Source organism: Pedobacter sp. N23S346 (assembly GCF_048515415.1).
Classification (GTDB): domain Bacteria; phylum Bacteroidota; class Bacteroidia; order Sphingobacteriales; family Sphingobacteriaceae; genus Pedobacter.
In genome coordinates this window covers 198,622-221,696 of sequence record NZ_JBLYEE010000008.1, presented here as the reverse complement: position 1 = coordinate 221,696, position 23,075 = coordinate 198,622, and the positions used below count along the sequence as shown (strand labels likewise).

The 23,075-nt window shown below is 38.5% G+C and carries 16 protein-coding genes; 13 read left to right on the top strand and 3 right to left on the bottom strand.

Annotation, left to right across the window (positions count from 1 at the left end; translation table 11 throughout):
* Positions 1-11: 11 nt before the first annotated feature.
* A complete protein-coding gene (locus tag ACN1CD_RS15620) occupies positions 12-1,085 on the top strand; it encodes a DUF2891 domain-containing protein (protein ID WP_419131319.1) in 1,074 nt (357 codons plus the stop codon).
* A 181-nt stretch (positions 1,086-1,266) separates the two neighbouring features.
* Here ACN1CD_RS15620 and ACN1CD_RS15615 read toward each other — a convergent pair whose 3' ends face one another.
* A complete protein-coding gene (locus tag ACN1CD_RS15615) occupies positions 1,267-1,788 on the bottom strand; it encodes an NADPH-dependent FMN reductase (protein WP_419131318.1) in 522 nt (173 codons plus the stop codon).
* A 183-nt stretch (positions 1,789-1,971) separates the two neighbouring features.
* Between ACN1CD_RS15615 and ACN1CD_RS15610 the strand changes: the two genes are divergently transcribed.
* The 11 genes from ACN1CD_RS15610 (at position 1,972) to ACN1CD_RS15560 (ending at position 19,173) form a co-directional block, all read left to right on the top strand.
* On the top strand, positions 1,972-2,775 hold the full coding sequence (locus ACN1CD_RS15610; RefSeq protein ID WP_419131317.1) for a ParA family protein: 804 nt from the start codon (positions 1,972-1,974) through the stop codon (positions 2,773-2,775).
* Positions 2,776-2,782: 7 nt separating this feature from the next.
* Entirely contained in the window at positions 2,783-3,691 is a 909-nt protein-coding gene (locus ACN1CD_RS15605; RefSeq protein WP_419131316.1) for a ParB/RepB/Spo0J family partition protein, read from the top strand.
* Complete coding sequence (locus tag ACN1CD_RS15600) at positions 3,691-4,425, top strand: DUF5683 domain-containing protein (RefSeq protein ID WP_419131315.1); 735 nt, start codon at positions 3,691-3,693, stop codon at positions 4,423-4,425. Before ACN1CD_RS15605 ends, ACN1CD_RS15600 begins: the two co-directional genes overlap by 1 nt.
* A gap of 93 nt (positions 4,426-4,518) precedes the next feature.
* Positions 4,519-5,253: a 4-hydroxy-tetrahydrodipicolinate reductase gene (gene dapB, locus ACN1CD_RS15595; protein WP_419131314.1), complete on the top strand. Its 735-nt coding sequence runs from the start codon at positions 4,519-4,521 to the stop codon at positions 5,251-5,253.
* A 76-nt stretch (positions 5,254-5,329) separates the two neighbouring features.
* Positions 5,330-6,523, top strand: coding sequence for a signal peptidase I (gene lepB, locus ACN1CD_RS15590; RefSeq protein ID WP_419131313.1), 1,194 nt, complete (start codon positions 5,330-5,332; stop codon positions 6,521-6,523).
* Positions 6,524-7,108: 585 nt separating this feature from the next.
* A complete protein-coding gene (gene lepB, locus ACN1CD_RS15585) occupies positions 7,109-8,296 on the top strand; it encodes a signal peptidase I (protein ID WP_419131312.1) in 1,188 nt (395 codons plus the stop codon).
* A gap of 531 nt (positions 8,297-8,827) precedes the next feature.
* Complete coding sequence (locus ACN1CD_RS15580) at positions 8,828-10,036, top strand: ROK family protein (RefSeq protein WP_419131311.1); 1,209 nt, start codon at positions 8,828-8,830, stop codon at positions 10,034-10,036.
* Between the two features lie 62 nt (positions 10,037-10,098).
* Positions 10,099-13,365: a SusC/RagA family TonB-linked outer membrane protein gene (locus ACN1CD_RS15575; protein WP_419131310.1), complete on the top strand. Its 3,267-nt coding sequence runs from the start codon at positions 10,099-10,101 to the stop codon at positions 13,363-13,365.
* 18 nt (positions 13,366-13,383) lie between these two features.
* Entirely contained in the window at positions 13,384-14,979 is a 1,596-nt protein-coding gene (locus tag ACN1CD_RS15570) for a SusD/RagB family nutrient-binding outer membrane lipoprotein (RefSeq protein WP_419131309.1), read from the top strand.
* A 56-nt stretch (positions 14,980-15,035) separates the two neighbouring features.
* Positions 15,036-16,466 (top strand): alpha-L-fucosidase, encoded by a 1,431-nt coding sequence (locus ACN1CD_RS15565; protein WP_419131308.1) that lies wholly within the window; start codon positions 15,036-15,038, stop codon positions 16,464-16,466.
* A 13-nt stretch (positions 16,467-16,479) separates the two neighbouring features.
* Positions 16,480-19,173 (top strand): glycoside hydrolase family 3 N-terminal domain-containing protein, encoded by a 2,694-nt coding sequence (locus ACN1CD_RS15560; protein ID WP_419131307.1) that lies wholly within the window; start codon positions 16,480-16,482, stop codon positions 19,171-19,173.
* Between the two features lie 391 nt (positions 19,174-19,564).
* Here ACN1CD_RS15560 and ACN1CD_RS15555 read toward each other — a convergent pair whose 3' ends face one another.
* Positions 19,565-20,650 (bottom strand): Ldh family oxidoreductase, encoded by a 1,086-nt coding sequence (locus ACN1CD_RS15555; protein ID WP_419131306.1) that lies wholly within the window; start codon positions 20,648-20,650, stop codon positions 19,565-19,567.
* A 102-nt stretch (positions 20,651-20,752) separates the two neighbouring features.
* Entirely contained in the window at positions 20,753-22,339 is a 1,587-nt protein-coding gene (gene bshC, locus ACN1CD_RS15550; protein ID WP_419131305.1) for a bacillithiol biosynthesis cysteine-adding enzyme BshC, read from the bottom strand.
* A 367-nt stretch (positions 22,340-22,706) separates the two neighbouring features.
* Here bshC and ACN1CD_RS15545 point away from each other — a divergent pair, with 367 nt between their 5' ends.
* Positions 22,707-23,039 carry a hypothetical protein gene (locus tag ACN1CD_RS15545; protein ID WP_419131304.1) on the top strand — a complete coding sequence of 111 codons (333 nt, stop codon included), beginning with the start codon at positions 22,707-22,709 and terminating at the stop codon, positions 23,037-23,039.
* Positions 23,040-23,075 lie beyond the last annotated feature (36 nt).

Below are 23,075 nucleotides of genomic sequence, written 5' to 3'. Positions count from 1 at the left end.
TCAAATTAACAATGAGAAAGTTTATTATAATTGGTTTTCTGGCATTTTCATTTCTGTGCGCTGATGCACAGGTTGTTCCGACATTAACAGCCGATGTTGCAGAAAAGCTTTCAAAAATGCCTTTAGGCTGCATTGGGCAGGAGTTTCCAAATAAAACTTCTCATGTAGCCAATACAGCGGTTGATGGGCGGTTATTGCCAAGTGAACTACACCCTGCGTTTTTTGGTTGTTTAGATTGGCACAGTTCAGTTCATGGCCATTGGATGTTGTTGCGCTTGCTGAAAACGGTTCCTGATTTAAAGAATAAAGCCGAAATTATGGCTCAATTAAATGCCACTTTAACGCCTGAAAAAATGAAAGCGGAGGCCGAATATTTCACCAAATATCAGGTGGCCAATACTTACGAGCGTACATATGGCTGGGCCTGGTTATTAAAGCTCGATCAGGAATTATATACCTGGGATAATCCGGATGCGAAGAGATGGTATGCCGCAATGCAGCCCCTAACTCAACAAATTTTAAAACTCTGGAAAGCTTATCTCCCCAAACAAACATACCCAAACCGGACAGGCGTGCACCCTAATACGGCCTTCGGGTTGGTTTTCGCCCTAGATTGGGCCAGGACTTTTAAAGATGCTGATTTCGAAAAACAAATTGATGAAAAAGCAAAAGCCTTCTATTTAGACAATACCGCTACACCAGCATACCTGGAACCCGATGGATCAGATTTCTTTTCGCCAAGCCTGGAAATTGCTGATTTGATAAGACGTGTTTTACCAAACAAACAATTTGTGAGTTGGTTAAATAAATTTTATGAGGAAAAAAGTATCAAACGCATTAGCGATTTGCCGATAATCAGCGATATTAATGATTATCAAGGCGTTCACCTGGTAGGCTTATCGTTTACCAGGGCCTGGTGTATGAAAGGAATTGCTAAAGAATTACCCAAAAATCATAAATTAAAGAAACGTTTCGAAACAACAGCAAATCGTTTTCTGGCCAATGCCTTACCACTTGTATTTGCCGGTAATTATGGCGGCGACCATTGGTTGGCTTCTTTTGCCGTTTATGCCTTAGAAAAATAGATTGCCGCAGATTAATTTATTTCCAGGTAGAGGAAATTAAAGATTAATTATTAGGCGTGATTTTCTATTTACCGTAATCCTAAAATCCTGATATATTGTCTACTTAGATCTTAAATCCTGAGAATCCTGTAAATCCCGGCTTTTTTCTGCACCCAGATCCTAAAATCCTGTAAATCCTGGATCAGAAACGAAGAAACTTATCAATCTGTTCAGTCGTAAACTTAACCGTATCCTCCTGAATCAGGTTCCCTGAAGAATCTAACTCCTGCTTAATGTTAGGAATGTGAATACGCAGGGGCAGTACGTTTAGGTGAATATAATGACATACGCCTGTAAAGTGATCTATACCGCGAATATTTCCATACTTGCCTGATGAAATTCCGACTAATGCGGCTTTTTTATCATAAAAACTATTTGGGAAATCGCAGGCATCAATTAACACTTTTAACACACCTGGGAAACTGCCATTATATTCTGGTATAACGAAGATAAATTTACTGGTTTTCGCAATTAAATTCTGGATTTCCTGGAAGGCAGGTGAACGTTTGCCAAACATATCTGTATTCAATACATCAGCTGGCAGCTGCTCCAGGCTAAATAACGTGGCCTCTTCACCTCTAAGTTTTAACTGCGCCTGGTAATAATTGGCAACTTTTAACGTATTGCTATTGGGTCTGTTGGTGCCTGCTATTATTGTAATCATGGATGAATTGTTAATAAGATGTTTAAAACCCGAAAGCCCTTATTGCTAAAATTGCCATATAGTTTGTATCTTAGCTGATTGAGAAAAAGGGCGTAAACAACGCAAAAATAGAACTTTTTGCCAATTAAAAGGCATAAAATATTAGCAGCCCAAATAAACGTTAAGTAAATTTCGGATAGATAGATGAGCAAAATTATTGCATTAGCAAATCAAAAAGGTGGTGTTGGTAAAACAACTTCATCCATAAACCTGGCTGCCAGTTTAGCCGTATTAGAATACAAAACTTTATTGGTAGATGCTGATCCTCAGGCAAATTCAACATCAGGTATCGGTTTCGATCCCCGCAATATAAAAGATAGTATCTACGAATGTATCATCAATGATATCGATCCAAGTCAGGCCATTCAGAAAACTGATACTCCGAATTTAGATTTATTACCTGCGCATATAGATTTAGTAGGTGCTGAAATCGAGATGATTAACCTGAATAACCGCGAGTATAAGATGAAAGCGGTACTGGAGAAGATTAAAGACCAGTATGATTTTATTATTGTTGATTGTTCTCCATCTTTGGGTTTAATTACCATTAACGCTTTAACGGCCGCAGATTCAGTGATTATTCCCGTTCAGTGCGAATATTTCGCCTTGGAAGGTTTAGGGAAACTATTGAATACAATTAAGATCGTACAAAACCGTTTAAATCCTGACCTGGAAATAGAAGGGATTTTGTTAACGATGTATGATGTACGCTTACGTTTGTCTAATCAGGTGGTAGAAGAAGTGAGAACCCACTTCCACGAATTGGTTTTTGATACCATTATTCAACGGAACACACGTTTAAGTGAGGCGCCGAGTTATGGTGTTTCGGTAATTATGCACGATGCAAATTGCAAAGGCGCCATCAATTACCTTAACCTTGCCCGGGAAATAGTGAAGAAAAACGGCTTGTTAAAAGAGGAAGAAAACATAGACTCAGCAACTTTATAAATTATAGATGACATCTTTTCAGCGAAAAACAGGTTTAGGAAGAGGGTTAAGTGCGCTTTTAGATGATAGCGAGTCTGCTCATCCGCCAAAGCAGCAGGTAAATGCAGTAAGCGAAACCGAGCAGATTGGCAATATCAGTCACGTAAGTTTAACTGAGGTTGAAACCAATCCATACCAGCCGCGTACCGAATTTGATCAGGTAGCTTTAAATGAGCTGGCAGATTCCATTAAAGTACAAGGTTTAATTCAGCCCATCACCGTAAGGAAATTAGGTGCAAATAAGTACCAGTTAATTTCTGGCGAACGGAGGTTCAGAGCATCTAAGTTGGCAGGATTAACACAAATCCCCGCTTATATCCGAAGCGCCAACGATCAGCAGATGCTGGAAATGGCCTTGATTGAAAATATTCAGCGAGAGAATTTAAATGCGATTGAGGTTGCTTTAAGTTTCCAAAGGATGATCGATGAGGTTGGTTTGAAACAAGAACAATTGGGCGAACGAGTGGGGAAAAACAGAACCACGGTAACCAATTACCTCCGTTTACTAAAACTTCCGCCAGCCATTCAGGCATCCATCCGCGATCAGAAAATTTCTATGGGCCATGCAAGGGCGCTAATTAATGTAGATGGTGTTGATAAACAACTATTCATCCACCAGGAAATTTTAGATAAAGGTCTTTCCGTTCGGAAGGTAGAAGAACTGGTTAGAAACCTTCATCATACACCAGTTAAAGTAGAAGAAAAGCCAAAAGCTAAAGGCGTTTCTTTTCAGTATCAAAAATTACAGGATGATTTGGCATCTAAATTTGCCACCCGTGTAAAATTAAAAGTAACTCAGAACGGTAAAGGGGCTATTGAAATTCCTTTTATGAGCGATGACGATTTAAATAGAATCTTAGAATTATTAGATTGGTAATGCGGATTCAGAAGGTTTTATTACTGGTTTCTTTGCTAACATTTTTTCTGGTAAACCTGGCATCTGCTCAGGTAGGAGATACCGTGTTAAAACAAACCGATACGCTGAAAAGCCGAAATTATACGCCAATCAAGGTAGATTCGCCGAAGGTAATGACGCGAAGAGATTCTGCAAAAGCAAAATATATAAATCCTGGAAAAGTTGCAGGAAGAAAAGCGATTTTCAGGTCAATGATTATTCCCGGTTGGGGACAGTTGTACAACATGCAGTTACTTAAAGATGGCTATGGTACCCGGGCAGGTAAAAGTCAGACACTCCAGAAAATTTATACAACGGGTAAAATCGTAGCCATTTACGGCGGTTTTACAGCGCTCACATTATCCTATATTGAGAGTAGAAAGAATTATAAAATTTTCCTGAAAGAAGGGCAGTCGCGACAATTGCCTATTACACAAAGAGTGGGTGAATTTGCACCAAATCCAACACTTACCCGTTATTCAGATCAGGGAGTGCTTGATAATAAAAGTGTTTTTAAGCGGAACAGTCAGATCGTAATTTTTTCTTACGGCTTGCTTTATGCCGCAAATATTGTTGATGCTTATGTTGCAGCACGCTTACACTTTTTTAATATAGATGATGACCTGGCTTTTCAGGTTCGACCATCAGTAATTACCACCAATACGATGTATGGCTTTAATGCAACTCCATCGTTAAAATTATCGTTAACATTTTAATAAATAGGAAACCATCAGGATCTTTCAAAATTATACCACTTGAATAATTAAGATCATGATCGCTTCATCACCTTTAATAATAAAATTATACAGATGAAAATTGCGCTTTTAGGTTATGGTAAAATGGGGCAGATTATTGAGAAATTTGCACTTGAACGCGGTCATGAAATCGTTTTAAAAATATCAATAAATAATCTGGAAGACCTAACCAGACAAAATTTAAAGGCTGCCGATGTGGCGATAGATTTCAGTACGCCAGATTCAGTATTGGGAAATATTGACGCTTGTTTTGATGCCAATGTTCCAATTGTGGTGGGTACAACGGGTTGGTACGGTAAATTGCAAGAAGTTAAAAATGATTGTGATAGCAGTAACAATACCTTGCTTTATGGCTCTAACTTCAGTATTGGCGTAAACTTATTTTTTAAGCTTAATCAAAATTTAGCAAAGCTGATGAACAATTATCCAGGCTATGAAGTGCAGGTAGAAGAAATTCACCATACACAGAAGCTGGATGCACCAAGTGGAACAGCCATTACCATTGCTGAAGGAATTGTAGATAATTTGGAGCGGAAATCGGAGTGGTTAAATGAAGTAGTAGGAAGTGAAGTAGAATTGTTTCCAAAAGCAGAACAGCTCTTAATCGAATCACATCGAATTGAAAATATTCCGGGTACACACACGGTTATTTACAGCAGTGAAGTGGATGAAATTGAAATTAAACATACGGCACATAGTCGCGCAGGTTTTGCCTTAGGAGCAGTCGTAGCTGCGGAATGGTTGAAAGATAAAAAAGGATTTTTTAGTATTACTGATATCTTCGAATAAGCGGAAGGTTAAAGCATAAAAACGCTGGACGATTTCTCAAAAACATAGACGACAAACGACAAACGAAAATAAAAATATGAATTATAAATTTTGGCAGAAGAAAACTGATGCCACTAAAAAGAAAAAGACAAAAACCCGCGAGTGGGTTGATGCCATCGTTTTCGCAGTAGTTGCTGCAACCATTATCCGCGTTTTCTTTATTGAGGCCTATACCATTCCTTCCGGTTCGATGGAACGTTCGTTACTTATCGGCGATTTTCTTTTCGTAAGTAAGGTGAATTATGGTGCACGGATTCCGATGACCCCCGTTGCTTTTCCTTTCGCTCACCATACCATGCCATTAACTACTTCTACAAAAGCATATTGGGATGGCGTGCAGTGGAAATATCACCGTTTACCGGGCTTGTCAGATATTAAAAGAAACGATGTGGTGGTATTTAACTTCCCTGAAGGAGATACCGTTGCGGTAGAAAATCAGGCAGCCAGTTACTATGACCTGGTACGAATGAGTGGTAGGGAGCAGGTAAGAAATACCTATACCATTATCGATAGACCGGTTGATAAAAGAGAGAACTATATTAAAAGATGTATTGGTATTGCCGGAGATGTGGTTTCCATGACTGCCGGTGTGGTGAGTGTTAATGGTAAACCCGAACCCATAAAAAGCACAGGCATGATGCCTTATCGTATTGAATTCAAAACGATGGATTTTAATTATTCGGCGCTTGATGAATATAAGTTAGATTTAGGAAACAGCCCTGCAATTGCAGCGAATACTTATGTGGTAAATGCATCACCCGAAATTGTAGAAAAGCTTAAAGCATTAGATTTTGTAAAATCAGTGGTGATGAATCCAGATCCTGCTGGTGCAGAAGCTGGAGGTCTGTTTCCACATGATCCAAAAAGAGCGTGGAATAGAGATAACTTCGGCCCTATCAAGATCCCTGCAAAAGGCTGGACGGTAAATATCGATAGCAATACCATGCCGCTGTATTATAGAGCCATCAGAACTTACGAAGGCAATAAGGTAGAGCAAAAAGGTGGTGTTTGGTATATCAATGATAAAGTAGCTACGAATTATACTTTCAAAATGAATTATTACTGGATGATGGGCGATAACCGTCACAATTCTGCAGATTCACGTTACTGGGGATTTGTTCCGGAAGACCACGTAGTAGGTAAAGCATTATTTATCTGGATGAGTTTTGACGGGGAAGGTTCCTTCTTCAATAAGATTCGTTGGAACAGATTATTTAGAGGAATACACTAGCAATAAATATAAAATATATATGAAGCGCGCTGATCTAATCAGGGCGCTTTTTTTGTTGCAAAACAGCCCCTATCCGCCTATCGGCACCTTTCCCCGGGAGGAGAAAGGGCGTGTAATAAGGATTTTTGCGGCTAGCAGTGAAAAAATAGTTAAGTGTTGAATGAAGTCAATGGTTAAAAAGGCAGGGATCCATGTTGCCTCAGGATGACGAACTTTTTAACTCATCGATTTATGACATCACCTATTTTGGACTTTGCTATTGCCACCCTGCTCTCCGGCCTAGGAAATGATGGAAGGAAAAAACGTTAAAGCTTCAACCACAATTTTTCATACGCCCACAACACAAGGCAGCGCGTATTGCCCGATTTTTCATCGGGCGCTTGTGCTGCCGAAATAAAGCTTTGACGAATTTATCCGACATCAGTTCCAAGCCTTGATTTTTGCTTCTTTTCATCTAAGGAAAAGAAGAAAGCCCTTCGGCGGCTAGCCGAGGAGAGCCATTGAGATAGGAAAAAACCATTATAACCCGATATGTAACAATCAAACCCTCTCTCAATCTAAAATCCAATATTATCAATCTTCAATATGAACTGGAAAATCTGGCAAAAGAAAAGCGCTCCTGAAAAGAAAAAAACAAAAACCCGCGAATGGGTTGATGCAATTGTTTTCGCTGTGATAGCTGCAACCATTATTCGTGTTTTCTTTATTGAGGCCTATACCATTCCTTCAGGATCTATGGAAAAGTCGCTACTAATTGGCGATTTTCTGTTTGTAAGCAAGGTGAATTACGGTGCCAGGATTCCGATGACCCCCGTAGCCTTTCCTTTTGCTCACCATACCATGCCCATCACCGGAACCAAATCATATTGGGATGGTGTTGAGTGGAAATATCGTCGTTTGCCTGGTTTATCGGAGATCAAAAGAAATGATGTCGTTGTTTTTAATTTACCGGTTGGAGATACAGTAGCACTCGAAAATCAAGAACCAAGCTACTATAATTTAATTCGTCAATCTGATTGGAAAACGGTGAATAGTCAATATACCATCAGCAGCAGGCCTGTTGATAAAAGAGAAAACATTATCAAAAGGTGTATAGGAATTCCAGGAGATGTGGTGAGCATGAGCGGAGGCGTGGTGAGTGTAAATTGGAAAGCCGAGCCATTAAAAGATACAGGTCAAATGCCTTATAAAATCCAATTATCTACAAGTAATGTTAATTTTGATGTTTTCAGCAATCTGGGCTTTAAGGTAGGAGAGATGCAGCAGCTTGATGCCAATACCTATATAGCCAATGCCACACCAAGCATGATTCAAAAATTAAAGACCTTCAATTTTGTAAAATCAGCTGATCTCTTTGTTAAGCCATCTTCAACTGATGACGGTGATCTTTTTCCTTTGGATCCAAACCGTAAATGGAATGTAGATAATTTTGGTCCGATCAAAATCCCTGCAAAAGGCTGGACTGTAAATATTGATAGCAATACCATGCCGCTGTATTATAGAGCCATTAGAACTTACGAAGGTAACAAGGTAGAGCAAAGAGGTGGCGTTTGGTATATTGATGATAAAATAGCTACAAATTACACCTTCAAAATGAATTATTACTGGATGATGGGCGATAACCGTCACAACTCTACAGATTCCCGATATTGGGGATTTGTACCAGAAGATCATGTAGTAGGTAAAGCATTATTTATCTGGATGAGTTTTGACAGTGAAGGTTCTTTTTTCAATAAGATTCGTTGGAGTAGACTATTCAGAGGGATACATTAGCAATAAAAATTAAAACATATATGAAGCGCGCTGATCTAATCAGGGCGTTTTTTTTGTTGCAAAACAGCCCCTATCCGCCTATCGGCACCTTTCCCCGGGAGGAGAAACGGCGTGTAATAAGAATTTTTTGCGGCTAGCGGTAAAAAACATTAAAGAATTAAGAAGATGAAGTATTAGTCAATAAGTCCTGTGTAGAATCGTCATTCTGAACTTGATTCAGAACCTTCATTCTATGTTTTTCAGCTAGTAAATCTTTCGAGAACTGGTGAAAAAACATTTAAATACCTAATCAACTTGGTAATTTCTTACAAGCAATTGATAAAAAGTTATCAAAGCTGAATATCTCCTAATTTCCCAGCATAATGCAGCAAGTTATTCGAAAAGTAACCATCCTTTTTGGTAAAACCGAACAGAAAAAGGTCTAGTTGAGGCAAAGCCTTTTAATATTTGGAAAAATACTTTTAAAAAAAATTAATAAGTCGGTTATTGTTTTAAAAATATTTATTAAGTTTGTTTGTAAACCAAATAAAAATGTCTGTAATCATTGAGAAAGGTCAGCGGCTTCGTGCTGATATTATCAAACATCTTTATTATAAAAAGGCTTTATCCTTAACGGATTTAAGCAAACTCACCAAAAAGAGCTTGCCTTTGGTCACCTCAGTTGTAAATGGTTTAATTTCAGAGGGATATATCAATGAGCAAGGTTTGGCACCTTCAACAGGAGGTAGGAGGCCTTCAATATATCTGTTAAATCCAGATCACCCAAAATACATCGTTGCCGTTGCAATGGATCAGCTTATTACCAGGCTTACCATTTACGATTTATCCAGGAAGGTAATTTTACCCATTCAGTACCTGGATTTACACATGTCTGATTCCTTTGAAGACGTAAACACCCTTGCCGACTTTATTGGTGAAAGCATTACAAAATCTAAAATTAATCAAGATGATATTATAGGTGTTGGAATTGGCATGCCCGGATTCGTTAATGCCGAATTGGGAATCAACTCCTCATTTCTACCAATAAAAAACGGCGAAACCCTTCAGCAATATCTTTCTGAGAAAATAAATCTACCCATATCTATAGATAACGATTCGAGTTTAATAGCTCTTGCTGAACTCAATTTTGGCGAAGCAATAGATTTGAAGGATGTAATGGTGATCAACATTGGTTGGGGTACCGGATTGGGAATGATTGTAAATGGACAACTTTATCGTGGTAGTCGCGGTTACGCCGGAGAGTTTAGTCATATTCCTTTATCTGATAGTAATAACTTATGTTCTTGCGGCAAAAGAGGCTGTTTGGAAGTTGATACATCCCTTTTAGTGATGGCCGAAAAAGCAGAACGTGCATTAGAGGAAGGTGCTGAATCCAGTATGAAACTGCTTTTCAAAGACAAAACCAAACATCCGAGAGATCATTTTTTGGATGCGGTAGAAGCCCAGGATCCATTAGCCATTTCCATTTTATCTAAAGCTGCATTTCAGATTGGTAAGGGGATTTCCACATTGATGCACATTTTGAATCCGGAATGTATCGTGCTAAGCGGCAGAGGTGCAAAAGTAGGGAATATGTTTTTGCCATCGATTCAACAAGCCATTAACCAGTTCTGTATGCCACGTATTGCAGAATTTACAACCATCAAATTATCAACCTTAACAGATGAGGCCGAGCTTTTGGCAGCAGCCAGTATCATGGTAGAAAATAGTCAGTTCGAAGAAGTAAAAATAACCGCATGAATAAATAAAGAAAAATAACCAAGAAGTATCAAGTCAACTATAACCTTAAACAAAGCAAAATTATGAAAAAAGTGTACTTAAGGTGCTTAAGTATTTTGTTGTTAACCCTATTAACAATAACATCCTATGCACAAAAAAACATCACCGGAACGGTGAAAGACGCCTCTGGACCGCTTCCAGGGGTAAGCGTGTCTATTAAAGGCACATCTAAAGTTACCCAAACAGATGGTAATGGACAGTTCTCGATTGCCGTAAATGCCAAAGAAACGCTGGTTTTTACTGCTATTGGCTATGCAAGACAAGAGCTGGTTTATGGTGATCAAACTACATTGAGTATTACCTTAAAAGAAAGTTCTAATCAACTGGATGAGGTAAGTGTGGTAACTACGGCGTTAGGAATCAAGAGACAAGAAAAATCTCTGGGTTATGCCGTAAGTACAGTAACTGCAAAACAATTAACAGAAGCAGGTAATACCAATTTTGCATCAGCATTATATGGTAAAGCTGCGGGCGTTAAGGTTACAACAGCACCTGGTGGAGCCAGTAGTGCAGTAAATGTTCAGATTCGTGGTATAAACTCTATCAACTATAATCAACAGCCACTATATGTTGTGGATGGTGTAATGATTAGAAATGATGGACAAAATGGTGCTGGTGGTGCAAACAACAATAACTACTGGGATGATCAACGTGTTCGTGGTAATGGTATCCTTGACATTAATCCTGCTGATATTGAAAGCTTAACTGTGTTAAAAGGTGCAAGTGCATCAGCTTTGTATGGATCAGACGCAGCGAGTGGTGTGGTGGTAATTACGACTAAAAAAGGGTCTAAAAACCGTGGTTTAGGCGTTGATTTCAATTATCAGGGATCTATTGATCAGGTTGCATTTTTACCTAACTTTCAAAATACCTATGGTCCGGGTTACGATAGAGAAACTAACGTAGCAAATGGAGCAACAGAAGAAGGCTGGATTGCTGATCCACTTTCACCAACAGGTTTAAGACCATATTTCAGAGCTTATGCTAACTTTGGTCCAAAAATGGAAGGCCAGCAGGTAAGATGGTGGGATGGTTCAATTCGTTCTTATTCTCCACAGCCTAATAACTACAAAGATGTTTACCAAAATGGCTATACCTCAAATGCTAACGTTGCCATTTCCAATCAAACAGATGCTTTAAATTATAGATTTTCGGCATCACGTTTAGATTATAAAGGAACGCAACCAGGTAACACCGGAGCAAAAAACTCATTCAACTTAAACTCAACGATCAAATTAGCACCGAAATTATCTGCTGATGTAATTGTGAGTTATGTGAATACCAAAACCGTTAACAGACCTTATCAATTAGGACAGGTTTTAGGCTCTTTCAGTGGTTTCTTTAGCCGTGCAGAAGATATGGATTTGATGAAAGAAAAATATCAAACCAGTAATGGCTACAAATATTCACAGTTTAATCAACTAGACAGACCAGAACCTTTTGTCTATAACATCAGGGCAACTAACCTGTTGGATTTTTACTGGCAGCAGTTAAAAAATCAGTATACTGAAAATGAAAACAGGTTGTTATCTAGTTTTACTTTGAACTATGATTTTGCTAAAAACTTAAAATTCAGAGGCCGTATCGGTAATGATTATACCAGTGTTAAAGCAGAGAACAGACAATTTACCGAAATCCCAAGTGCATTAAACGGTAACACCAGTACAGGTTCTTACACTACAAACCAAGGACAGTATGCCATTTTATATGGTGATGCACTGGTAACTTATTCCAATAAAATTGGTGAAGATTTTGGATTGTCATTAAGTGGTGGTTATCAGGGAAGAAAAGAAACGTATAAAGATTTAAGATCCAATACCAGAGATGGATTGGTGACCGAAAATTTCTTTGCGTTATCTAACTCATTTAACGTTGCTGAAACTGTTGAGGCAAGAAAAGAACAATTAAAATATGCTTATTTAGGAATTGCAAATTTTAGCTACAAAGATTTCCTTTTCGTAGAGGCTACAGGTAGAAGAGAATATGTTTCCACATTGCCTCCGGGTAATAACCAATATTCATATTTCTCGGTAAATAGTGGTTTTGTATTTAGTGATGTTGTGAAACTACCATCATTCTGGGATTATGGTAAATTAAGAGCTTCTTATGGCGTTGTAGGTAATGCACCTCCAATCTATGAAGCTAATATTGCATATACACAGAACTCGCTTCAAACCATTAACGGATCTGTGCCTTCTATACTAGCACCGAGATCATATGGTAATCTTAATCTATTACCTGAAAAGAAACATGAAGCAGAATTTGGCTTAGAAACTCGTTTCTTCAAAGGAAGATTGGGATTAGATTTTAGTTATTATGATAACAAAATCAAAAACCAGATCTTGCCACTTGATATAACTTCGACAAATGGCGCACAAAGTCAGATTGTAAATGTTGGAGAAATTGGTAATAGAGGATTTGAGATTGCTTTAAATGCAACACCTGTAACAGGCAAATTCAGATGGGATACCCGTTTAAATTTCTCAACTAATAAATCTAAGGTAAACTCATTAAAAGATGCCAATTCAGAAATTAACTTCTATAATTCAGACCAGGCAACAGCTAAAATTGTAGCGAGGGCAGGCGAGGACTTAGGGAACATTTACATTCGTCCAAGAAAAACAGATGCAAATGGAAACTATATTATTAATGATGATGGCTTTTATGTAATGGATAACTCTGTTTATGTTAAAGTTGGAAACATTATGCCGAAAGCAGTTGGTGGTTTTTCTAACACACTTAGCTATGGTAACTTCTCTTTAGATTTTACTATTGATTATCGTTTCGGCGGTAAAATGATTGCGCCAAACTTAAAGTTTATGCGTGGTGCAGGGATGTTGGAAAACTCTATGGAATTTAGAGATGCTGCAAGCGGTGGTTTAGCATATACAGCCAATGGCAAAACCTACAATGATGGTGTTTTACTTCAGGGTGTAAACGAAACTACCGGACAGCCTAATACGAAAATTCTTTCTGCAGCTGATTATTACATCACTACCTATAACTGGGGTGAAGGATCTTTAACTGAAGCGGAGATTTTCAAAAATAACTTCATCAAAATGAGGGAAATCACTTTGGGTTACAAAATACCTTCAACTTTGACAAAAAAAATTGGCATCAGTAATATGAGATTCGCTTTAATCGGGCGTAACTTATTTTACATCCACCGTACATTAAAAGATTTAGATCCTGAGGCACCACTAGGTAATAAATGGTGGTCGCAAGGTGTTGATGTAGGTTCTACAGCCGCATCAAGAAACTTTGGTTTCTCATTAAACGCAAACTTTTAATCAGCTAAGAAAAGAATTATGAAAAAGTTAATCATAAAAGCAAGCTTTCTTTTAATTGCAATAACAACGGTAGTTGGTTGTAAAAAGGAACTTGATGAAAAATTTAATAATCCAGAAAAGGTTCTGGATCCAAGTCTAACCGGATTGTTTACAGGAATGCTTAACAATGACCGGGTTGCTGCTAAATATTGGAATGTGCGTACATTCTTAACACAGATGCCTGGAGTATATGCACAAACCAGCTATATTTCTAATGGTAATACCATTTATCAGCAAAATGATGGCTACTCTCAACAATATTGGGATGATTTCTATAGCACTGGTGGCAATGGAAGTGGCATCATAGCACAATACAGAACGATGGAAACCAAATATAATACACTTTCTACAGCAGATCAGGCTAGCCAAAAAGTGATTATGCAGGCGGCTAAAGTTGTATTAATAGAACAAGCTGCAAAAATGGTTGATCTTTGGGGAGACATTCCTTACTCTGCAGCCGGAAGCTTAAATACGACCAGCACAATCAGTAATCCAAAATATGATGAACAAAAGGCGTTATATACCTCATTCATCGCAGATTTGGATGCTTTAGGGACATATTTTAATACTAATACAACCACATCTGCTTTTTCAAAATCTGATATCTTATTAAAAGGTAGTATGAATATGTGGGCTCGTTATGCTAATTCATTACGCTTGAGACTCTTAATGCGCATTTCCAGGACTGATGAAGCTACTGCCAGAACCGCGATTTTAGCTATGTTAGCTAATCAAGCTACCTATCCTTTGGTAGATGGTGGAAATAGCGGAACTTACAATCCAGGTACATCTGATGTTTTATTGCAACCCTTAACCAATAGCACCAGCGATTTACATGATGCGTTTTTTGAAGGAAGCTGGTATGCTACAGATTATGCGTTGAATACCGTAATGTTGCCTGCCAATGATCCTCGTATTCCTGTTATCTACGATAAATTTGGTCGCACGGTAAACGGAAAATTTGTACAAAATGCCGATTACAAAGCTATGCCGATAACTTTTACTGCGGCACAGCAAGAGGCTAGTTTTGCAGATTATGCAGTTTTAGACTCTGCAACTTTTGTTTATAATCAAAAATTGCCAGGTATTTTAATTACTGCATCTGAAGTTAATTTCATTAAAGCCGAAGCTTTTGAAAGATGGGGAAGTTCTACAGATGCAAAAACCGCCTATGATAATGCTTTAAGACAATCGGTAACTTTTTACCATTACCTGAACAACCTTAACCAGGGTGGTGGATTCAAAAATGTAACTGCTCCAGCAGATTCAGTAGTTACTGCCTGGGTTAATACCTCCATAGCAACTTATGCTGGTTCGTCAACTGCGAAACTTACACAAATTTACACCCAGAAATGGTTACATTATGGTGTGCTGCAATCAACGGAAGCCTGGTCTGAATACAGAAGAACAGGATTCCCTGCGCTAACTTTCTCTACTACCGGAAAGTTATCAGGCTTTGATACACCTCCAACAAGACTAATCTATCCTTCGAAAGAAAAAACACTTAACAGCGAAAATTATCAAGCTGTTGTGTCAAAAGATACACGGAAAACAAAAATTTTCTGGATGCCATAACTTAAATAACTTACCAATCCCAGCCACTAAAAAGGCTGGGATTTTTATATTTACATATGAATAAGAAATTACTTATCGTTCTGATTTTCGCATCTTTTGCCAATGTTGTTTACGCCCAGGAACGCAATGATATTGTAAAGGAATCGACCAAATACGAATGGCCAACCGATCCACTCGTTAAAGAGAAATTAGATACCTGGCAGGATAAAAAATTTGGAATGATAATCCACTGGGGTCTGTATGCAGTTCCAGGAATTATAGAATCATGGTCTATTTGTTCTGAAGACTGGATTGAAAGAGACTCGACCATTTCTTACGATGATTATAAAAAAGCATATTGGGATTATAGTAAACAATTTAATCCCACAAAATTTAACCCTGAACAATGGTCGGCAGCTGGGAAAAATGCCGGAATGAAATACCTGGTTTTTACCACTAAACACCATGATGGTTTCGCCATGTTTGATACTAAACAAAGCGATTTCAGTATTGCAAAAGGTCCTTTTGCCAACAATCCCAAAGCAGACGTTGCCAAATATGTTTTTGATGCTTTTAGAAAAGATGGTTTTATGATCGGCGCCTACTTTTCTAAACCAGATTGGCACTCGCAATATTACTGGTGGCAAAAATATGCGACAGCAGACCGCAATAACAATTACGACATCAAAAAATATCCATGGCGTTGGAATATGTTTAAAAACTTTGTGCAAAACCAAATCGGCGAGTTAATGACCAATTATGGAAGTGTAGACATTTTGTGGCTCGACGGTGGTTGGGTGAGGCCTTTAGAAAGTGTAAACGAAGAAGTACTTTCCTGGGGAGCGCCAATTCCAAAATGGAGCCAGGATATTGATATGCCCAAAATAGCTACAATGGCAAGAAAAGCACAACCTGGATTACTAATGGTAGATCGTACCGTGCATGGTCCTTATGAAAATTATCAAACACCAGAACAAAAAATTCCTGATACACAATTAGACCATCCCTGGGAAAGCTGTATGACTTTAGGTGGCGCGTGGGGCTTTGTTCCGGACGACCAATATAAACCAGCGGCAGAAGTAGTTCATAAATTAGTAGAAATTGTAGCCAAAGGCGGAAGCCTATTGCTAGGAGTAGGGCCAAAGCCTGATGGAACACTGCCAGATGAGGTGACTCAAAAGTTAAATGAAATCGGCCAGTGGACTTCCAAAAATGGTCAGGCGATTTACAATACACGCATTACTAAAAACTACCACGATAGTCAAACCTGGTTTACTCAAAGCAAAGATGGTAAAAAGCGATTTGCAATTTATTGCTTAACATCAGATGAAACCAATCCTAAAACAATAAAATGGAATAACAATGTTCCGAAAAAAGGAACTGAGATCGTACTGATATCTACCGGAAAAAAGGTGAAGTGGCAAAACATTAATGGTGAAACAACCTTAACGCTGCCAGCGGGAATAGATAAAACGGCTGCTTTGGCTTTTTCATTTATCCCTCAATAAAAATACATTAAGAATGAGATTTAAAACAATCATCTATTGCATTGGAATAAGCGTTCAAGCCCTTACTTATCAAAATACCTTCGCGCAAAGTAAACCAACCTTAAAAAATGCGAAAGGAATCATTTATAAAGATGCCCGTGCAAACATTGATGACCGGGTAAAAGATTTACTGGCTAGAATGATGCCTGAAGAAAAATTCTGGCAGCTATTTATGATCCCGGGAGATTTAGATGGCGTAGATAAAAATCGTTATCAAAACGGAATCTTTGGATTACAGGTGAGCGCAGTATCACAGGGTGGCGGTGGCGCAAACCAAATGATGACTTATAATACCTCTGAAAATGCATTTACACTCGCTAAAAAAATTAATGCCATTCAGAAATACTTCGTTAACGAAACCCGTTTAGGCATTCCAATAATTGCTTTTGATGAAGCACTTCATGGTTTGGTGAGGCAGGGTGCAACAGCCTTTCCACAGGCGATTGGTTTGGCAGCAAGTTTCGATACCACTAATATGGCAAATGTTGCTAATGCAATTGCCAGGGAAACCAAAGTTCGAGGAATCAGAGATATTCTGACCCCTGTGGTAAATATTGCCGCCGATGTGCGTTGGGGCAGAACAGAAGAAACTTATGGGGAAGATCCTTATTTATCCGCTCAAATGGGCCTTGCCTTTATAAGCGCATTCGAACAACAAAATATCGTGACCACACCCAAACATTTTATTGCCAATGTTGGAGATGGGGGACGAGACAGTTATCCCATTCACTATAACCAGAGGCTGATGGAAGAAATTTACTTTCCACCTTTTGAAACTGCTATTAAGCAAGGTAAAGCACGGTCTTTAATGACCGCCTATAACTCTGTAGATGGAACGCCGGCAACTTCAAACTATCAATTGTTAACGCAGAAATTAAAAAAAGACTGGGGCTTTAAAGGTTTCGTTATCTCTGATGCAGGTGCCGTTGGTGGAGCCAATGTATTACATTATACGGCTAAAGGTTATGCCCAATCTACCAAACAGGCTCTTGAGGGCGGACTTGATGTCATTTTTCAAACAGAGTTTGATCATTACAAATTGTTTATACCGCCGTTTTTGGATGGATCAATTTCGCAAGAACGAATAGACGATGCCGTTTCACGCGTACTCAGAGCTAAATTTGAATTGGGTTTATTTGAAAATCCATATGTATCAGAAAAGGATGCTCAAAAAGCTGTTAATGATAAGAGCAATAAAATAATCGCAAAAGAAGCTGCAAAGAAATCATTTGTATTGCTTAAAAATTTAGATGCTACTTTGCCAATTAAGAATGTTAAAAATATTCTGGTTTTAGGTGAAGATGCAATTGATGCCCGCCTTGGTGGCTATAGCGGATCGGGAAATGGTAAAGTGAATATGGTAGATGGGATTAAAAAAAGAGCAGGATCTGCTACCAATGTAACTTATTCCAAAGGAAGTACTCGCGAGCTGAATCTCGTTAAACCAATTTCAAAGCAGTTTTTAAAGACCGACACGGCAAGTGGGTTAAAGGCAGAGTATTTTGATAACCTAAACTTAGCTGGCACTCCTGTTGTAACGAGAATCGATGAACAAATCAATTTCATGTGGACGCTTTACGCACCGGATCAGAAACTTCATAATGATAATTATTCTGCAAGGTGGACGGGGAAATTGATTGCACCGAAAACAGGTGAATTTCAAATCGGTTTGGAGGGAAATGATGGCTTCCGGTTGTTCATAAACGATAAGTTACTCATCGATCAATGGGAAAAAATTTCTTACCATAAAAGGTTGGTACCCTTTAATTTTGTGAAAGATCAAGCCTACTCCATTCTGGTAGAATTTCATGAAACTAAAGGAAACGCCTACATCAAGCTGGTTTCAAACATCGATGTTGCTGATAATAGCGAGAAAGAAATAGAAAAAGCAGTTTCTTTAGCAAAACAGGCTGATGTGGTGGTGATTGCATCAGGGATTAAAGAAGGAGAATTTTTGGATAGGGCCATGTTAACGCTTCCTGGAAACCAGGAAAAGCTGATTCTCGAAGTGGCTAAAACCGGAAAACCCGTTATTGTTTTATTGGTTGGGGGAAGTGCCATCACCATGAATAACTGGATTGATCAGGTTCCTGCGGTGTTGAATGTCTGGTATCCAGGAGAGGAAGGTGGAAACGCGGTAGCAGAAACGCTTTTTGGAGATTATAATCCTGCCGGAAGACTTCCAATCACTTATCCCGTACACGAATCGCAGTTACCTTTGGTTTACAACCACAAGCCAACGGGTAGAGGTGATGATTACAATAATTTAAGCGGTGAATCATTGTTCCCTTTCGGCTATGGCTTAAGTTACACCAGTTTTGATTACAGTGATTTACAGTTAAGCAAAAAACAAATTAATGCTACTGAAAGCGTAACGGCAACATTTAAGTTGAAGAATACGGGCAAAGTTGCAGGTGAAGAAGTGGTGCAATTGTACATTAGGGATATGTTGGCAACCGTGGTAAGACCAGTTTTGGAGTTGAAAAATTTTAAACGGATTGCACTAAAGGCAGGCGAAACAAAAGAGGTTAGTTTCACCATTACGCCAGATATGTTAAAAATGCTTAACGCTGATATGAAAACAGTAATCGAACCGGGAGATTTCAGAATTATGATTGGCTCATCCAGTAAGGAACTGCTATTAAAGGAAACGATTAGTGTTCTTTAGAATCACCAACTTACGAAGTTTTGGTGGCCACAAACAAAAGGCTATACTTCGTCAGTCTCCAAGATTTTATTATTAAACTGACGAAATTCTGCTGCGCTCCTGTCTTTTGAAATTTCGTAAGTTGAGAAATGCCGACTTACGAAGTTTTGGTTGCCATGAGCAAAAGGCTATACTTCGTCAGTCTCCAAGATTTTATCGTTAAACTTACGAAATTCTTCTACGCTCCTGGCTTTAGAAATTTCGTAAGTTGAGAAAGCCGACTTACGAAGTTTTGGTGGCCATGAGCAAAAGGCTATACTTCGTCAGTCTCCCAGATTTAATCATTAAACTGACGAAATTCTGCTGCGCTTCTGGCTTTTGAAATTTCGTAAGTTGATGAGATTTTATAAATCTAACTCAAACCTGCTATTCCTAACTTTTCAGCGAGTTCATTTAAGTCTTTTACTACAACATCAATCAAAGGAATCCCTGAAATTTTTCTTTCCAGTTCAAATTCATACTCTGGTTCTCCGGGGATAATCACTTTTTTATCAGGATCAATTGTTTTAGCACTTTTAAAGCGTTCTACCCAATTATCTAAATGATCTTTGAAATCTGCCGCCGGGCGAAATCCATCTACGCGCATGGCACCCAGAAAATGGCCTAAACCCTCGCCAACGGGATTTGCAGATGGTTCTAAAAAAGCCACAAACGGAGGAACCCATGGGCCATAATTTGCGCCAGAAAGTACCGCTGATAAAATATCAACCGTTGCACTTAATCCATAACCTTTGTGGCTGCTATGATCTTTATCGCTCCCCAATGGCAATAATGAACCACCTTTTTTTAATTCATTTGGATCGGTGGAATTCTCTCCGTTTTGATCCTGTACCCAGCCGTCTGGAATACTTTTATTTGCACGTTGGGCAATCTCTAACTTTCCGTTCGCTGCCGCTGCAGTTGCCATGTCAACAATTACCGGTGGATATTTTCCTGCCGGAAAGGCATAACACATAGGGTTAGTACCCAATAGTCTTTCATTAGCATAGGTTGGCGCAACCAGCGGACTTGCATTGGTCATGCTGATGCCAATCATATCTTTTTCTACCGCCATTAAAGCATGATATCCTGCGATACCAAAGTGGTTGGAGTTTTTTACCGAAACCCATCCTGTACCATATTTTTCTGCTTTTTCTATCGCTACCTGCATTGCAAAGGGCGCCACAACTAGTCCGAGGCCTGCATCACCATCAATGGTTGCCGTAGTTGGCGTTTCATGAACGATTTTTATATCAGGCGTTGCGTTTATTCTCTTTTTCTCCCACAAGCGAACATAACCACTCAATCGGGCCACGCCATGCGAATCAATTCCACGTAAATCAGAACGAAGCAGAACATCTGAGGCCAAGGTTGCATGCGCATCAGAACAACCCATTTTTTTAAAAACGTTGTAAGTAAAAGTTCTAAGGTGTGATTCTGTGAAGGTGATGAAGTTCATTTTTAGTATCAAGTAGTAAGTATCAGGTATCAAGATCGTTCCTGCGCCAAGCTAGCGTCTTTGCTCTATAGTCTTTATTCTTTTATCCTTGTTCTTTGCTCTTTACGGCAGTAGCAAAGTAAAATCGCCACCCAATGGTTCGAAATTTTCGATGCAGGTAGATAGAAAATCTTCTCCATAGTTTACGTACATGGGTGCGATGTTTAATGTTCTTTCTTGCATGGTTCCGTTGGGGAATAGTCTTTTCTTCACGTTTTCAATCTGAATCAAAGCCATTTCATGTTTGCGTTTTTCTGCCCGGAATAATTTCCTCTCCAGGTTAGCCAACAGGTGATTGGTTTTTTGTTTCGCAGTATCGGTTGAAACAGAAAGTGTCTTATCAATTTTATAAGCATTCAGTTTGATCTGATCGAATATGCTGTTAATCGCCCGGGTTTCATCAGCTAAACTCAATTGAGCCGTTGAGTTTTTTCTTACCCAAAGGTTTTTGAGTTCTTCAATCGGAAGGAAAATATCTTCGAGTGAAAAACCTAATTTATAAAGGTTTTCAGCGCTTCTTTTATCAATTAACAAAGCAGAGTTACGAAGCAAGAGTACGGGGAAATCAACCTTATAGTAATCGAAGTTCGCTTTCAACTGCATCCAGTAAGCTACCTCTGCACCACCTCCAATATAGGCGATGTTGGGTAGAATCACCTCCTCGTACATGGGCCGCATTACCACATTCGGACTAAACCTTTCTGGGTGAGTATCAATCTCGGCCCTAAGTGCTTCTTCCGTAAAATGAATATCGGTGTTGTTAACCGTATACGTTCCCTTTTCGAAAAGCAAACGTTCACGCAAATTGTCTTTGAGGTAAAAGAAATTAATATCGCGGCCATTTACCTGAGTTTTGTAGCCTAAATCTTCTAAATCTTTTGAGCTTTTTTCTATGTTTTTTGCACTATTGTGCTCAATGATATCTGCTGTAATAATGTTTTTGAAGAGACTCTTTAAAGATGCATCATCAGCATTTACAATTACCAGTCCATATTTCTCGAATAATTTATTCACTAAATATCGCGTAGCATCTGCCAGGTTATCGTGTTCCAGATAGGCCTTTTCAACTAGTTTGGCGATATGTTTTCCATTTCTCGAGATGCCAAGATAACCTTTGTAAGCGGTAACTGCAGCAGCAACTGTTTTGGTACTTAACCTGCCTGTTGCACCGTTGGTATTCTGAATCCAGCTGATGTTTTTCTCATCTACACTCACATGATTGATTTCCTCAAAGTCATGATCTTCTGTTGCCATCCAATAAACGGGAACAAAATTTTGATCGGGATGAGCAATTTTCAACTCAATTGCTAAATTAATTGCAGTTACGATTTTATAGATGAAGTAAAGCGGACCTGTAAAAAGGTTAAGCTGGTGCCCGGTGGTAACAGTAAAAGTATTTTCGTTGGCCAATAATTCAATATTTTTGGCGACAGATTTATTGGTTTTCAGGTGCTCATATTGAGTCATTAAAACATCAACCAGCACTTTTCGATCTCCGAGAAAGTTTCTGTTCTTGATGGCTTCTGATAGTCCCTCCATACCAGGACGATAACTGTAAAACGCCTTGAGCGCTTCTTCGTTATTAATGTAATCTAAAACCAGTTTCGAAAAAGAGCCGGTTTCCTGATAGGAGATATATTTTGCCTGCATAATCAGCGAAAGTAGTTCAATTTAAGGATAAATATAAAGCTACATAACTATTTTACAATTGTTAAATAATTAGAAATTGCTTTCCTTCATGCTAAATTTATAAAATATAATTTTGGGTCAATATTTATTGAAAAAAGATCCATTATCAAGGGATACCGCCTGTAATTCTGCTTTCATGATTTTCTATGAAAATTCCAGCCGTTTTTTAATTATCTCATGAAGATTTTTCTCAAATAATTAGCTTTTTATCTAGCTGAATCCATCATCAGATAAGGCATTTATTTAAAAAAAATGTTTTCATAGTCGGGAAAAACGTTTTTTTTATAAATTTATGCTGCACAGCGGTCATGAAATTATCTAAAACACCTTGGAAAAAGTAACTTTATTTTACCTGGAAAAACCTGATATTAAAATATCGATGGAGTTATATTTTAATGAGAACGATCAATTATACTTTGACGGATATGATATTGGTAAATCTGTAAAAGAAATATGGGGAGATTCTGATTATGAGTATTGCTATTCCATTGAATTTGAAGAAGTCGCTAAATTTTACGAAATATTCAATTTAGAGCAGGGTGACAAATCTGGTTTACTACAAGCCTTGAAACTTCGGTTTAGTGGAAATAAAGCTTATTCACTATTTGGAGAATTCATGGATGCTGAGAATATTAAGTATGATCGTTTTTCTTGGGCCTGACAGTGGTTGAAATGTACTAAACTGAATTTTCAATTG

What these genes read in the sequence shown, in the direction of transcription:
- ACN1CD_RS15620 (WP_419131319.1), top strand. Translation starts at nt 12, where the DNA reads ATGAGAAAGTTTATTATAATTGGTTTTCTGGCATTTTCATTTCTGTGC.
- ACN1CD_RS15615 (WP_419131318.1), bottom strand. Translation starts at nt 1,788, where the DNA reads ATGATTACAATAATAGCAGGCACCAACAGACCCAATAGCAATACGTTA.
- ACN1CD_RS15610 (WP_419131317.1), top strand. Translation starts at nt 1,972, where the DNA reads ATGAGCAAAATTATTGCATTAGCAAATCAAAAAGGTGGTGTTGGTAAA.
- ACN1CD_RS15605 (WP_419131316.1), top strand. Translation starts at nt 2,783, where the DNA reads ATGACATCTTTTCAGCGAAAAACAGGTTTAGGAAGAGGGTTAAGTGCG.
- ACN1CD_RS15600 (WP_419131315.1), top strand. Translation starts at nt 3,691, where the DNA reads ATGCGGATTCAGAAGGTTTTATTACTGGTTTCTTTGCTAACATTTTTT.
- dapB (WP_419131314.1), top strand. Translation starts at nt 4,519, where the DNA reads ATGAAAATTGCGCTTTTAGGTTATGGTAAAATGGGGCAGATTATTGAG.
- lepB (WP_419131313.1), top strand. Translation starts at nt 5,330, where the DNA reads ATGAATTATAAATTTTGGCAGAAGAAAACTGATGCCACTAAAAAGAAA.
- lepB (WP_419131312.1), top strand. Translation starts at nt 7,109, where the DNA reads ATGAACTGGAAAATCTGGCAAAAGAAAAGCGCTCCTGAAAAGAAAAAA.
- ACN1CD_RS15580 (WP_419131311.1), top strand. Translation starts at nt 8,828, where the DNA reads ATGTCTGTAATCATTGAGAAAGGTCAGCGGCTTCGTGCTGATATTATC.
- ACN1CD_RS15575 (WP_419131310.1), top strand. Translation starts at nt 10,099, where the DNA reads ATGAAAAAAGTGTACTTAAGGTGCTTAAGTATTTTGTTGTTAACCCTA.
- ACN1CD_RS15570 (WP_419131309.1), top strand. Translation starts at nt 13,384, where the DNA reads ATGAAAAAGTTAATCATAAAAGCAAGCTTTCTTTTAATTGCAATAACA.
- ACN1CD_RS15565 (WP_419131308.1), top strand. Translation starts at nt 15,036, where the DNA reads ATGAATAAGAAATTACTTATCGTTCTGATTTTCGCATCTTTTGCCAAT.
- ACN1CD_RS15560 (WP_419131307.1), top strand. Translation starts at nt 16,480, where the DNA reads ATGAGATTTAAAACAATCATCTATTGCATTGGAATAAGCGTTCAAGCC.
- ACN1CD_RS15555 (WP_419131306.1), bottom strand. Translation starts at nt 20,650, where the DNA reads ATGAACTTCATCACCTTCACAGAATCACACCTTAGAACTTTTACTTAC.
- bshC (WP_419131305.1), bottom strand. Translation starts at nt 22,339, where the DNA reads ATGCAGGCAAAATATATCTCCTATCAGGAAACCGGCTCTTTTTCGAAA.